Source organism: Phenylobacterium sp., assembly GCF_035569475.1.
Taxonomy (GTDB): Bacteria; Pseudomonadota; Alphaproteobacteria; order Caulobacterales; family Caulobacteraceae; genus Phenylobacterium.
The window spans coordinates 48,485-61,652 of record NZ_DATMNA010000100.1 but is presented as its reverse complement, the minus strand read 5'-3'; the positions used below and the strand labels follow the sequence as shown (position 1 = coordinate 61,652).

The 13,168-nt window shown below is 69.8% G+C and carries 13 protein-coding genes; 2 read left to right on the top strand and 11 right to left on the bottom strand.

Annotated elements, in window-relative coordinates; all coding sequences use genetic code 11:
* Positions 1-10 precede the first annotated feature (10 nt).
* Positions 11-1,012, top strand: a complete 1,002-nt coding sequence (locus VNW53_RS16400) for a lysylphosphatidylglycerol synthase domain-containing protein (protein WP_325556887.1) — start codon at positions 11-13, stop codon at positions 1,010-1,012.
* Here VNW53_RS16400 and VNW53_RS16395 read toward each other — a convergent pair.
* The 4 genes from VNW53_RS16395 to VNW53_RS16380 all read right to left on the bottom strand — a co-directional run bounded on the left by VNW53_RS16395 (position 1,009) and on the right by VNW53_RS16380 (position 5,725).
* Positions 1,009-3,603 carry an MMPL family transporter gene (locus VNW53_RS16395; RefSeq protein WP_325556886.1) on the bottom strand — a complete coding sequence of 865 codons (2,595 nt, stop codon included), beginning with the start codon at positions 3,601-3,603 and terminating at the stop codon, positions 1,009-1,011. The two genes, VNW53_RS16400 and VNW53_RS16395, sit on opposite strands and share 4 nt — an antisense overlap.
* A 21-nt stretch (positions 3,604-3,624) precedes the next feature.
* On the bottom strand, positions 3,625-4,080 hold the full coding sequence (locus VNW53_RS16390; RefSeq protein ID WP_325556885.1) for a DUF2141 domain-containing protein: 456 nt from the start codon (positions 4,078-4,080) through the stop codon (positions 3,625-3,627).
* 114 nt (positions 4,081-4,194) lie between these two features.
* Positions 4,195-4,719 carry a nuclease gene (locus tag VNW53_RS16385; RefSeq protein WP_325556884.1) on the bottom strand — a complete coding sequence of 175 codons (525 nt, stop codon included), beginning with the start codon at positions 4,717-4,719 and terminating at the stop codon, positions 4,195-4,197.
* 124 nt (positions 4,720-4,843) lie between these two features.
* On the bottom strand, positions 4,844-5,725 hold the full coding sequence (locus VNW53_RS16380; protein ID WP_325556883.1) for an AraC family transcriptional regulator: 882 nt from the start codon (positions 5,723-5,725) through the stop codon (positions 4,844-4,846).
* Between the two features lie 190 nt (positions 5,726-5,915).
* On the opposite strand from VNW53_RS16380, the gene VNW53_RS16375 reads away from it, so the two are divergent.
* Complete coding sequence (locus VNW53_RS16375; protein WP_325556882.1) at positions 5,916-6,503, top strand: outer membrane protein; 588 nt, start codon at positions 5,916-5,918, stop codon at positions 6,501-6,503.
* An 11-nt stretch (positions 6,504-6,514) separates the two neighbouring features.
* On the opposite strand, the gene VNW53_RS16370 is transcribed toward VNW53_RS16375, so the two are convergent.
* The 7 genes from VNW53_RS16370 to cyoA are packed head-to-tail and all read right to left on the bottom strand — an operon-like array spanning position 6,515 to position 13,146.
* Positions 6,515-7,048: a response regulator transcription factor gene (locus VNW53_RS16370; RefSeq protein ID WP_325556880.1), complete on the bottom strand. Its 534-nt coding sequence runs from the start codon at positions 7,046-7,048 to the stop codon at positions 6,515-6,517.
* Positions 7,045-8,361, bottom strand: coding sequence for an ATP-binding protein (locus VNW53_RS16365; RefSeq protein ID WP_325556879.1), 1,317 nt, complete (start codon positions 8,359-8,361; stop codon positions 7,045-7,047). Before VNW53_RS16365 ends, VNW53_RS16370 begins: the two co-directional genes overlap by 4 nt.
* The gene (locus VNW53_RS16360; RefSeq protein WP_325556878.1) at positions 8,345-9,103 is read right to left on the bottom strand and encodes an SURF1 family protein; all 759 of its coding nucleotides are present in this window, start codon (positions 9,101-9,103) and stop codon (positions 8,345-8,347) included. Before VNW53_RS16360 ends, VNW53_RS16365 begins: the two co-directional genes overlap by 17 nt.
* Positions 9,104-9,105: 2 nt before the next feature.
* Entirely contained in the window at positions 9,106-9,501 is a 396-nt protein-coding gene (gene cyoD / locus VNW53_RS16355) for a cytochrome o ubiquinol oxidase subunit IV (RefSeq protein ID WP_325556877.1), read from the bottom strand.
* On the bottom strand, positions 9,501-10,130 hold the full coding sequence (gene cyoC / locus VNW53_RS16350; RefSeq protein WP_325556876.1) for a cytochrome o ubiquinol oxidase subunit III: 630 nt from the start codon (positions 10,128-10,130) through the stop codon (positions 9,501-9,503). The genes cyoD and cyoC overlap by 1 nt, the downstream gene beginning before the upstream one ends.
* A complete protein-coding gene (gene cyoB / locus VNW53_RS16345; RefSeq protein ID WP_325556875.1) occupies positions 10,127-12,145 on the bottom strand; it encodes a cytochrome o ubiquinol oxidase subunit I in 2,019 nt (672 codons plus the stop codon). Before cyoB ends, cyoC begins: the two co-directional genes overlap by 4 nt.
* 11 nt (positions 12,146-12,156) lie before the next feature.
* Positions 12,157-13,146 carry a ubiquinol oxidase subunit II gene (gene cyoA, locus VNW53_RS16340; RefSeq protein ID WP_325556873.1) on the bottom strand — a complete coding sequence of 330 codons (990 nt, stop codon included), beginning with the start codon at positions 13,144-13,146 and terminating at the stop codon, positions 12,157-12,159.
* Positions 13,147-13,168 lie beyond the last annotated feature (22 nt).

Below are 13,168 nucleotides of genomic sequence, written 5' to 3'. Positions count from 1 at the left end.
TGGGGGCGTCGTGAACAAGGTCACCCGAGGCGGGGTTTTCGCCGCGCTGATCGGCGGCCTCGCGCTCCTCACGCTCATCGTCGCCCTGGTCGGCTACCACGCCGTGCTGGCGGCGATCGAGCGCGCGGGGGTCGCGGGCTTCGCCGCCTACACAGTCTATTGGCCCCTGGTCATCCTGGTCCTCGGCGGCGCCTGGTTCGCCGTGGCGCCCGGCCTGGGGGCCCGGGGGTTCGGGATCCTGACCTGGGCGAGGCTGCTTCGCGAGGCGGGCTCGGACATCCTGCCGTTCGCCCAGGTCAGCGGCTTCCTGCTGGGCGCCCGCGTGGCCCGGTCGGAGGGCATCGCAGAGGACGTGGTCGCCGCCTCGACCATCGCCGACGTCACCGCGGAGCTGGTGGCCCAGGTCCTCTACACCCTGCTGGGCGTGGCGCTGCTGGCCTCCCAGCTTCGCGGCGGGCCCGACGCCGCGCCCTTCGTCTGGCCGATCGTGGGCGCCCTGGGATTCCTGGTCTTCGCCGCCTGCGCCTTCGGGGTGGTGCAGGGGCGAGGCGTGTCGTGGCTGGGCGTGCTGGCCGAGCGCTGGTGGCCGGACTCGATCAGCCGGGCCGACGCGGTGCGCGCGTCGCTGGACGCCATCTACCGCCGGCCCCTCCGCGTGCTGGCGGCCCTGGCGCTGCACAGCCTGGGCTGGGTCGGCAGCGGCGTGGGGTCCTGGATCGCGCTTCAGTTCATGGACGCCCACGCACCGCTGTGGGCGGTGCTGGCGGTGGAAAGCCTGATGTACGCCGCGCGCGGCGTGGCGTTCATCCTGCCCGGCGGGCTCGGCGTCCAGGAAGGCGCCTATGTGCTGCTGGCGCCCCTGTTCGGCCTGCAGCCCAGCGACCTCTTGGCCGTCTCGCTGCTGCGCCGCGCCCGTGACCTGGTGGTGGGCGTGCCGACGCTGCTGATCTGGCAGGCGAGGGAGGGGCGCAAGCTGCTGGGCCGCCCGGACAGGCCGGCCTCGGGAGCCTAGGCTTCGGGCTCTTCTGGCGGCGGCCCCAGCAGGGCCGGCTCGAAGATCAGCGCCGCTACCAGGGTCCAGATCAGCGAGATCATCAGGATCTTGCCCATGCTGGCCGTGCCGGGATGACTGGAGAGCATCAGGCTGCCGAACGCCGTGCCGGTGGTCATGGCGCTGAAGAACACCCCGCGCGCCAGGCTCGACTGCAGCAGATTGGTCGCGCCCGCCCGCCAGGCCATGACAAAATAGATGTGGAAGGCCACGCCCACCCCGAACAGCAGCGGGAAGGCGATGACGTTGGCGAAGTTGATCGGCTGGCCGATCACCACGCAGGTTCCCAGGGTGAGGAAGCCCGCCAGCACGATCGGGGCCAGGGTGAAGGCCACTTCGCGCAGGCTGCGCAGGACGAGCAACAGGAGGCCGGTGATCGCCACGAGCGAGAGCAGGCCCGCCTCGATGAAGGCCCAGCTCACCGTCCTGCCCGCCTCCTGGATCGAGATCGGAGGGCCCGAGGCGTCGGGGGCCACGGCGCGGACCGCCTTCGAGAAGGCCTTCAGGACGCCGTTGTCGTTGGAATCGCCTTTCGGCGAGACCTGGATACGGGCGCGGCCGTCGGGCGTCATCCAGTCGCGCACCATGTCGGGCGGCAGGTTCTGGAGGGTCACCGGCTCGGCGGTCAGAAGGGCGCGCAGTTCGTCCAGCAGGGTGTTGAGCGGCGGGATCAGAGCCCCGGTCGCCCGTAGGCGCAGGGACGGGGCCCCGCCGGCGAGCGCGTCCAGCGCGACGGCCAGGCGCACGGCGTCCGCGCCGCCCGCCGCGGCGCCCGTCCCGGCTGCGGCGCGCAGCTTGCCGGCCGTGGCCCGAAGCGCCGCCACGATCTCGGCGTCGCTGGGCGCGGGCTGGGTCTGGAAGGGGTTCAGTGTCGGGTCGAGCAGCAGTTGGGCGTCGGAGATCGCCGCCAGCTTGGCGGGCTGGTCGTCGGGAACGAGGCTCGAAAGGGTGATCGTCTGGGCCACCTCGGGCAGCTTGCCGAGCCGGTCGGCCAATCGGTCCGCGCCCGCCAGCGACGGCGCCAGCACGTCGATGGTGTTCGGGGACTGGGTCGGGTCCTTGATGATGTCGCCCAGCGTCGACATCGCCTCGCCGTGCACATTGCGCAGGTGCATCGGGTTGAAGTCGAAACGGACGAAGGGCAGCAGGGCCACGCTGACCAGGGTCGAGCCGGCGAAAGCCCAAAGGACCAGCCGGCGGCGCTCGATCAGGAACCGGTCGAGGGCGGCGAGCCGGGGCGAGCCTGGCGCCTCGCCTTGCGGGGACGGCTGTAAGAGGCGGATCAGCGCCGGCAGCAAGGTCAGGTTCAGGAGCAGGCCGATCACCATGCCGACCCCGGCGATGATGCCCAGCTCCGAGACGCCCACATACTGGGTGGGCAGGAAGGCCAGGAAGCCCAGGGTGATCGCCACGGCGGCCAGGGTCAGGGAGCCGCCGATGCCGGTCGCCGCGGCGGTCAGGGCCGCGTTCAGGTCCTTCGTCGCCGACCGCTCGGCGCGGAACCGCACGCTGAACTGGATGCCGAAATCGACCCCGAGCCCCACGAACAGCGGAATGAAGGCCACTGAGATCAGGTTGAAGCGCCCGACGGTCAGCAGGCCTGCGGCGGTGGTCAGCAGCAGCCCGGCGAGGGTCGTCACCAGGATCGCGCCCACCAGCCGGAAGGACCTCACCGCCAGCCAGAGCATCACCAATACCGCCAGGCCCATGGCGCCGGTGACCAGCCAGGCGCGGTCCGCCAGGGATTCGAACTCCTCGTCCGAAAGCGGCACCGACCCGGTCAGCCGCACGCGGACCCCATGGGCCGGGTCGAGCGCCAGGGCCTTGGCGGCCGCGCGGATCGCTTCGCTCGCGCCGGTTCCGGGGGTCAGGTCGCCGTAGTCCAGCTTGGGCTGGATGACGATGAATCGCCGCGTCGGCGCGGCCAGCTTGCCGCCGCCGGCGATCAGCTTCTGCCAGGAGAAGAAGGCGGGCTTGCCCGCCGCCACGGTGGTCAGGGTGTCGGCGAGGGCGGCCAGGGGCTTGTCCACCGAGGCCAGGGAGGCCTGGCCCTGGCTGACCCCGTCCGCCAGCGTTCCCACCGCGCCCATGACGCCGCGCAGGCTCGGATCGGCCGCCAACGGCCCGAGGAAGGGCTGGGCGGAGACGAGCTGGTCGGTGGCGGCGCGCACCTCGTCGGTGGGGAGGAAGAGCAGGCCCTCGCGCGCGAAGAAGGGGCCGCCGTCCGGCCGCCGCACGCTCTTGAACCGCGCGGTGTCCGGGGCGAGCCGCGCCGCCAGGCCCGCCGCGGCGGACTCGGCCAGTTCCGGCGTGGCGGCGTCGAGCACCACCACGGTGGTGTCGCCGTTCTGCGGGAAGGCGGCGTCCATGGCGATCTCGCGCCGGCGCCAATCGACCTTGTCCGAGATCAGCTTGGCGGTGTCGCTGGTCATGTCGAAGTGGCCGACGACGAACCACAGGGCCGCCGCGCACAAGGCCAGGACGCTCACTAGGGTCAACCAGGGATGATCCGCGCCGGCCTTGACCGCCGTGCGAATGGGCGTCGCCCTCATCGGGAGCCTCGCGCCGAGCGGCTAGCCGGCGAAGTGGCGGAGCCGCAGGGCGATGGTCTGCTGGCCGCCGGCGTAGCTGAACGCCGCGGAGCCGAAGGTGGGCGGCTGCATGCGGATCGGGGCGTCATTGGAGAAGCCGACCCCCTCGGTCGGCAGCCCAAGGAAATCCCGGTCGACCGTGTGGTTGTCATTCTTGTCCTGATAGGCCTGCACCGCATAGACCCCCGGCGGCAGGTCGGTGACCGTGACCACGGTGACGCCCGGCTCAGAGGGCGCCGCGCCGCCGTAGCGACAGTCTTTCAGGAACTCCTCGGCATGGCAAATGTCGACCCGCACATGGCCCTTCGCGGAGTTCACCCCGGAGACCGCGATGTTGAGCGTGTTGGACGCCGCCGGCGGCGGATCCTGGGCGCGGGCTCCGGCCGCCGTGAGCGAGAGCAGCACCGCGAGGGCGGCGGCGAGGGACGGGTAGACCATTACGAGAACCTCCGGCGCGGTCACGTAGGAACGCGACCCGGCGCAATCAACAGCCGCGCTTTGGCGCGCAGCCCGACGTCATGGATTCGGCCGTCACCGGCCGTCTTGGCTTGGCTAGGACCCCGATAGCGAGAGCATTGTGATGTGCCGCCCCTGGGGCAGCGCCTCCGAGACCGGGCCGCACCAGTCGAAGTGCGCGCCGTGCTGGGTCACCGCGAGGCCCTCCTCGATCAGCACGTCGCCGGGGTCCTGGCCGTCGAACCGGACGTGGGCTTCGACGCGATTGTCGGAATCGTGCGCGCCCGTGGGCAAGATCTCCACCTGGCGGACGCCCAGGGCCAGTTGCTGAAGCCGCAGGCGGGCCTGCCGCGCCGCGAGCGCCTCGGCGATGCAGCGCGCGTCGGGCGCCGGCTGCGGCGCGGCCATGTCCGCGAGACGGACATGCCGTCCGTCGATCACCAGGATGTCGCCCTGGAGCGCCTGGATCCGCGGCGGCGTCGCGGCGTCCCCCGGATGGGTGTCGGCGAACAGCGCCGGCCGCGGCGAACAGGCCGCCAGAAGAACCGCCAGCGCGACCGCGGCGAGGACCGCGCCGGAGAAACCCGCCCGGCGGCTCGGGAGCTGGCTCGGCCTGCCCATGGCTCATCTCCAACAGACGGTGTGTCTGGCGGGAGAGGTGATGCGTTTCAGCGCGCCGGGCTGTCAGTGGGGCGCGGCGACTTTCACAATTGTGCGAAAATCTGTTTCGCGAATTCCTTGGCGGCTAGCCGCCCACCGCCAGAGGCCGCGGCAGGCCTGTCTGCGGCGCCAGGCTCTCCCGGTGTTCCCGCGGCGTGACGCCGAACGCCTGCCGGAAGGCGGTGGTCATGTGCGAATGGCTTGAGAACCCGGCCTGGACGGCCAGCAGCGCGAGGTCTTCGGCGCCCTCGTCGAGCCGGCGGCGGACGAGGGTCAGGCGGCGGGACCGGATGAAGTTGTGCGGCGACTCGCCGGTCGCATTCACGAACGCGCGGCTGAAGTGCGCCCGGCTCAGGCCCGCGATCGCCGCCAGTTCGACCACCGTGATGCGCTCGGACAGCCGGCTCTCGATGTGGTCGGCGATCCGGCGCAGGCTGAACGGCGATATGGTTTCGCGCCGCGGCGGAGGCGTCGCCAGGCGCGTGGCCCGCGACGCGCGGATGAGGAAGCTGTGGGCCAGGCTCTCAAGGTACTCCGCCGCGCTCTCTCCCTCATGCAGGAGGACCCGGCGGATCTCGTGGGCGAGCGCGCGGATTCCGGCGTCCGTCAGGCCCCTGGCGGCTTCGCCCGTCGCGACGGCCCGTTCCGAAGCGACGGTAGGATCGTCATAGCCGACCGCCAGGACCTCCATGGGACCGGTCGGCTCGAATGACGCCGACATGCCCGGAAGCAGCAGCACGAAGGAGCCGCGCGTGCAGTCCCGGCTCACGGTCGCGTCTCGGTCGAGGTTGAACAGGAAGAGCACCATGGGATGCTCGCCGCTGTAGGTGAAGGCGAACGGGCCGAGCTGCTGGTGCCGGAGCCAGGCGGCGCCGGTCTTCAAGGTGACGACGTCGCCGACGCTTTCCAGGCTGGCGAACGGACGGGCGGCCGTCCTGGGCAGGTTGAGTGCGAGCGCCACCGACATCTGAGCATCCTACAAGGCTTGAGGCCTAGTTGGGCTGTAGGTGGCCCGGGGCAAGGCGCCGGGGCCCGAAAGCGGAAGCGGCGTTGCATTTTCGCACTTTCGTGAAAGTCCCCGAACGCGCCTGACAGCGCCCGGCGGCGGGACCGCCGATCTGGCGGTCCAGGCCCGATGGACGGGCGGGAGTATCGTAATGAAAACCCTTTTGATCACGGCGGCCGCGGTCGCCGCCCTTTCCGCAACCGCGGCGTCCGCCCAGACGATCGATCCTCAATGGTACGTGCGCGGAGATGTCGGCGGGACCTTCTCGAGCCGCATCGACGGGAACAGCGGCGCGCGCAGCGACGGGGGCTGGGCCGTCGACGTCGGCGTGGGCCGCAGCCTCGGGACCGGCTTCCGCGCGGAAGGCGAGGCGCTCTACCTCGACGGCAAGGGCAAGAGCGGTTCGGCCGACATCCAGACCACCGGCGCCCTCCTGAACGGCTACTATGACTTCCTGCCCGGTACGGCCTGGCAGCCCTATGTGGGCGCCGGCGTGGGCGTAGCCCAGGTCAGGACCTCGGGCGGGACGATCGCTCCGCACGGGAACGACACCCGCTTCGCCTACCAGTTCAAGGTCGGCGTGAGCCACCCGTTCAATGACCGCCTGACCGGCGACCTGGCCTACCGCTACCTCGGCGTGAACGACATCCGGATCGGCGCGGGCGCAAACGCGGTCAGAGGGACCTACGACACCTCGGCGATCACGGTCGGCCTTCGCTACAAGATCGGCGGCTTCTAGTCGGCCCGGCCCTACTTCAGCGGCCGCTTCTCGAGCTTTCGGGCCAGGGTTCGGCGATGCATCCCGAGGCGGCGGGCCGTCTCGGAGATGTTGAAATCGGCCTCGACGAGCGCCTCGTGAATCCGCTCCCACTCCAGCGTCTTGATGGAGGTCGGGCGCGGACTGATCGGGGCGCTCGGGTCGCCCGAGCCCTTGGCGAACGCGGCCTCGATGTCGTCGCTGTTGGAAGGCTTGGCGAGGTAGTGGCAGGCGCCGAGCTTGATGGCTTCCACCGCCGTGGCGATGCTGGCGAAGCCGGTCAGCACGACGATCAGCATGGACGGGTCGTGCGCGTGCAAGGCCACGACGCAGGCCAGGCCCGACTCGCCGGCAAGTTTCAGGTCGACGACGGCGTAGCCGGGGCGGACCTCGTCGAGCAGTTCGAGCATTTCGGCGAGATGGGCGGCGCGCCGCACCTCGTAGCCCTTGCGCTCGAACGAGCGTTGCAGGGCGGAGGCGAACTTCGCGTCGTCCTCCACGATGATCAGGCGGCGCGGCGCGCTCATGCCGCGGCCTCGATGGCCAGGGTGCTGAGCGGAAGGGTGATCGTCACCTCGGCGCCGCCGGTGTCACGGTTGCGCGCCTCCACGCGCCCGCCCAGCTTGCGCACCACATTGACCACCAGGAAGAGCCCTAGGCCGCCGCCCAGGCGACCCTTGGTGGAGTGGTAGGGCGTGCCGATCTCGGCCAGCATCTGCCGGGTGAAGCCTGGGCCCGCGTCCTGGATGCGCAGGGCAAGTTCGTCGCCCTCCAGGCGCGCGCGCATCCACACCGCTTCTGGAGAGGCCTCGAAGGCGTTGTCGAGCAGGTTGTGGAGCGCCTGCTTGAGCGCGGAGTCGGCGACGATCATCGGATCGGAGGGCAGGCCGTCGTCGTAGATGGCGACGGAGGGCGCGCGGCGGGCCTTCCACTCGTCGAAGAGGTTCGCCAGATAGGCCTTCAGGCCCGAGACGCCGGCGGTCTCGCCGCGGGCCTCGCCGGCCGAAACGAGCACGCCGGTGACGATGGTCTTGCAGCGCGCCACCTCGGAGCGCATCTCCTCGATCTCCTGCAGGAGCTCCGGGTCCCTGGCCAGCCGGGGCATGCGCCGCCAGTCGCCCAGGATGACGTCCAGCGTGGCCAGGGGCGTGCCGAGCTCATGGGCGGCTCCGGAGGCGAGAAGGCCCATCCGCACGATGTGGTCCTCCTCCGCGGCCCGCTGGCGCAGGGCGGCGAGGCGCTCGTCACGCAGTCGGAGGTTGGCGTTGATGCGGCTGATGAAGGTGGCCAGGAGCACTGCGTTCAGCACAAAGCCCACCAGCGCGCCGCGGACGTAGAGCGTGAAGAGGCCTGGACTGTCCGCCGGAAGCGCCAGGGGGCGATGGGCCACGGTCAGGCCCAGGAAGCAGAGGAAGGTGACCGCGATCAGCGCCCAGACCGCCCGGGTCTCCAGCAGCACCGCCCCCAGGATGACCTGCAGGAGGTAGAGCAAGGTGAAGGGGTTGGTCGCGCCGCCGCTCAGGTAGAGCAGCGCGGTGAGCGTCAGGGCGTCGAAGGTGAGGACGCGGAAGAGCTCCCCGTGAGTGACCGGCTTGGGCAGGCGCAGGCGCATCAGGGTGAGGAGGTTGCCGGCCACCAGGGCCGCCAGGATGAGGCCCATGGGCTCCAGCGGAAGGCGGACCCGCATGCCCCACTCGACGATCCCGATCGTCGCCACCTGGCCCGCCACCGCGATCCAGCGGAGTTGCGCGAGCAGGAGCAGGTTGCGGCGCGCGGTGTCTGCCGCGAGCGGGTCTTGCCCGGCCGCGAGGCCGGCGGGATCGTCAGCTCGGATGGCCATGGAATAGGTCGAAGCGTGCTCCCGGCGGCCGGCGGCGCGCCCGCGCCGCTTCGATGAATGGCCACGCGCCCCACAAAACCGTCAGCCCGGCCAGGCCGAACCAGGTGAGCGCATAGGCCAGGTGGGCGTTGCGGAAATGCACGACGGTCAGGCCTCCGCGCGGCCACCCACCGGGATTTGGGGTGGCGTCGGCGTCAATGAAATAGGGGGCGACCTGGGAAAGGCCGCGGGCGCGGGCGATTTCGGTCACGTCGCGCGAATACCAGCGCCCTTGCGCCGGCTGGTTGGCGCGCAGGAAGCCGCCGTGCGGCTCGGTCATCCGCAGCAGACCCGTCACGGCGGACTCTCCCGCCGGAAGGCCCGCGAGGCGCGAAGCCTGGCGGCTCTGCTCTTGCGGGACGAAGCCGCGGTTGACCAGGACGACATAGCCCTGGTCGGTGCGAAGCGGGGTCATGACCCAGAAGCCCGGGCCGGCTTGGGTCACCGCCTGGACGAGGGTCTCCCTGTCGTTTTCGAAGACGCCGCCGACGCGGATGCGGCGGTACTCATCGCCTTTCCTCGAGATTCGACCCCAGGCGGCGGGCCCCGGCGGCGCGGTCGGCGCGGCGTGCACGCGCGCGTCGACGCGCGCGATGAGGTCGAGTTTCCAGGCCCGCCGCTGAAGCTGCCAGACGCCGAGGCCCGTGAAGACGAGGACCAGCAGGACGCCGGCCAGGACCGCCGCGGCCCGCCGGCGGCTCATCGTCACGGCATCTGCCGCGCATCCAGCGGCGACATGGGCATCATGTTGACGTTCAGGTGGTGCATCACCCACAGCGAGCCGCTCAGCACGATCGCCACCAGCAGCAGGGTGAACAGCAGGGCGAGCATGGTCCAGCCGCCCTCCGAGCGGCTGTTCATGTGCAGGAAGTAGACCATGTGGACGACGATCTGGACCACGGCGAGCCCCATGACCGCCGCCGCCGTCGCGGCGCCTGCGCCGAGCGGATGGGCCATGACCAGCCAGAAGGGCAGCGCCGTCAGCGCCGCCGCGAGCAGGAAGCCCACGACGTAGTCCTTTCGGCTCGCGTGGCTCGCGCCGTGCTCCGAGCCGCCATGGCCGTCGTGGCCCCCATGGTCGGCGTGACCGGTCGCGCTCATCACATCACTCCGAGCAGGTAGACGAAGGAGAAGACCCCGATCCAGATCACGTCGAGGAAGTGCCAGAACAGGCTCAGGCACATGAGCCGCCGCCGGTTGGTCTCGGTGAGGCCGCGCCGGGCCACCTGGGTCATCAGGGTGACGAGCCAGATCACGCCGAACGTCACGTGCAGGCCGTGCGTCCCCACCAGGGTGAAGAAACTCGACAGGAAGGCGCTGCGCTGCGGCCCGTCGCCCTCGCCGATCAGGTGGGTGAATTCGGTGAGCTCCAGGCCCAGGAAGCCGCATCCGAACAGGCCCGTGAGCGCCAGCCAGCCCAGCGTCCGGCGCACGCTGCCGCCCTGGGCGCCGATCATCGCCATGCCGTAGGTGATCGAGGAGAACAGCAGCATCGCGGTGTTCACCGCCACCATGGGCAGTTCGAAGATCTGGGCCCCGGTCGGGCCGCCGGCGTAGCTGCGGCCCAGCACGCCGTAGGTCGCGAAGAGCGACGCGAAGATCAGGCAGTCGCTCATCAGGTAGATCCAGAACCCGAGCAGGGTCCCGTTCTCCGGATGATGCGCCTCGGCGAGGTGGAACTCGGGCCCGTCCCGGCCGCCTACGAGCCGGATTTGCGATGCGGCGGTCATGCCACGTTCCTCAGGAGTTCAGTGCGCGCGCCCTCGGTGCGGATCACGGTCGCGACCGGGACCGTCTCGTCGCGCTCTTCGTTGAAGCTGTGGCCGATGGCGACGGCCAGCAGGGCGATCATGCCCACGACCGCCAGCCACCACATCTGCCAGATCAGGCCGAAGCCGACGGCGACGCTGATGCCGGCGAGGATAACGCCCGCGCCCGTGTTCCGCGGCATGTGGATCGGCAGGAAGCCGTCCACCGGCCTCCGGTAGCCGCGGGACTTCATGTCCCACCAGGCGTCGTGCGAATGCACCACCGGCGTGAAGGCGAAGTTGTAGGCCGGCGGCGGCGAGGCTGTGGACCACTCCAGCGTGCGGGCGTCCCACGGATCGCCGGTGGCGTCGGCCAGCTCTTCGCGGCGCATCACGCTGACCGCGATCTGGATCAGGAAGGCGACGATGCCGCACAGGATCAGGACGGCGCCGAGCGCGGCGATGATGAACCAGATGCGCAGGCTGGGATCGTCGAAGTGGCTGACCCTGCGGGTCACGCCCATCAGTCCAAGCACGTAGAGCGGCGTGAAGGCGACCCAGAAGCCCACCAGCCAGCACCAGAAGGACGTCTTCCCCCAGAACGGGTCGAGCTTGAAGCCGAAGGCCTTGGGGAACCAGTAGTTGATCCCCGCGAACGCCCCGAACACGACGCCGCCGATGATCACGTTGTGGAAGTGGGCGACCAGGAACAGGCTGTTGTGCAGGACGAAGTCGGCCGGCGGAACGGCCAGCAGCACGCCGGTCATGCCGCCGATGACGAAGGTGACCATGAAGCCCACGGTCCAGAGCATCGGCGTCTCGAAGCGGACCCGGCCGCGGAACATCGTGAAGAGCCAGTTGAAGATCTTCGCCCCCGTCGGGATCGAGATGATCATGGTGGTGATCCCGAAGAAGCCGTTGACGTCGCCGCCCGAGCCCATCGTGAAGAAGTGGTGCAGCCACACCAGGTACGAGGCCACCGTGATCGCAATGGTGGCGTAGACCATCGAGGCGTAGCCGAAGAGGCGCTTGCCGCTGAAGGTCGAGACGACTTCGGAGAAGACGCCGAAGCAGGGCAGGATCAGGATGTAGACTTCCGGGTGGCCCCAGATCCAGATCAGGTTCACGTACATCATCGGGTTGCCCCCGAGGTCGTTCGTGAAGAAGTGCATGCCGAGGTAGCGATCGGCGGAGAGCAGGGCGAGCGCGGCGGTCAGCACGGGGAAGCTCGCCACGATCAGGGCGTTGGTGCAGAGCGCCGTCCAGGTGAACACCGGCATCTGCATCAGGCTCATCCCGGGCGCGCGCATCTTGACGATGGTGGCGATCAGGTTGACCCCCGACAGCAGGGTCCCGACCCCCGCGATCTGCAGCGACCATATGTAGTAGTCGACGCCGACATCGGGGCTGTAGGCCAGGTCCGACAGGGGTGGATAGGCGAGCCAGCCGGTGCGGGCGAATTCGCCCACGAACAGCGACATCATCACGGTGACCGCGCCGCCCACCGTCATCCAGAAGCTGAAGTTGTTGAGGAAGGGGAAGGCCACGTCGCGCGCGCCGATCTGCAAGGGCACGACGAAGTTCATCAGGCCGGTGACCAGCGGCATGGCCACGAAGAAGATCATGATCACGCCGTGGGCGGTGAAGATCTGGTCGTAGTGTTCCGGCGGCAGGTAGCCGTGGGAGTGCCCGAACGCCATCACCTGCTGGGCGCGCATCATCAGGGCGTCGGCGAAGCCCCGCAGGAGCATCACCACACCGAGGATCATGTACATGATCCCGATCTTCTTGTGGTCGACGCTGGTGAACCACTCGCGCCAGAGATAGCCCCAGAGCTTGTAGCGGGTGATCAGGGCCAGGACCGCTATGCCGATAACGGCGACCACGGCGAAGGTTCCAATCAGGATCGGCACATGCAGCGGCAGCGCGTCCCAGGTCAGGCGGCCGAAGATCAGCTTGGCGAGGCCGGGGCGGCTGGACGCGGGGAGGGTCTGCATCGATTCCATCTTCATTCGCCTCCGACGGGAGCCGTCATCGCGGCATGGTGAGGCGCGGCGCCGCCGACGGGCTCGGAGCTGGGCATGGCCATCTGGCCCGCGTCGGCGCGGGTCATGCCCGGCATCTGGTCCATGCAGGCCTGGCCGGGCTCGACGCAGCGGTTGACGATCGCGGCGAACAGCCCGGGCTCGACGCTGGCGTAGTGACGGACGGGTTGGTCGGTGCTCGGCTGCGCCAGTTGCAGGTAGTCGGCGCGCGTCAGCCGGGCCGGGTCGGCGCGAAGGGCGGCCACCCACCGATCGAAATCGCCCTGCGCCATGCCCTTGAACTTGAAGCGCATGTCGGAGAAGCCGGCGCCGCTGTAGTTGGCCGAAATCCCGTCATAGACGCCCGCCCGATTGATCACGGCGTGCATCTGGGTCTGCATGCCGGGCATGGCGTAGACCTGTCCGGCGAGGGCCGGCACGTAGAAGGAGTTCATCACCGAGGTGGCGGTGATCTGGAACTCGATGGGCCGGTCGACCGGGGCCGCCATCTCGTTCACCGACGCCACCCCGAGCTCCGGATAGATGAACAGCCACTTCCAATCGAGCGCCACCACCTGGACCTCGAGCGGCTTCACCCCGGCCGGAACCGGCCGGTGGGGCGCGAGGCGGTCGAGCTGGCGATAGGGGTCGAGCGTGTGGCTGCTGATCCACGCCACCGTCCCCAGCACGAAGATGATGGCCATCGGCGCGGCCCAGACCAGCACTTCGAGCCGGGTCGAGTGGTGCCACTCCGGATCGTATTTCGCCCGGGTGTTGGAGGCCCGGTACTTCCAGGCGAAGAACAGGGTCGCGGCGATCACCGGCACGACGATCAGCAGCATCAGCGCCGTCGAAAGCAGGATGAGGTCGCGCTGCTGCGTTGCAACATCGCCGGCCGGATCCATCACGGTCATGTGGCAGCCCGCGAGGCCAGCCAGCAGGGGTGCGATCAGGGCTGCTTTGAAAAATCTCACGTTTCGGTCCGTCCAACCGCAG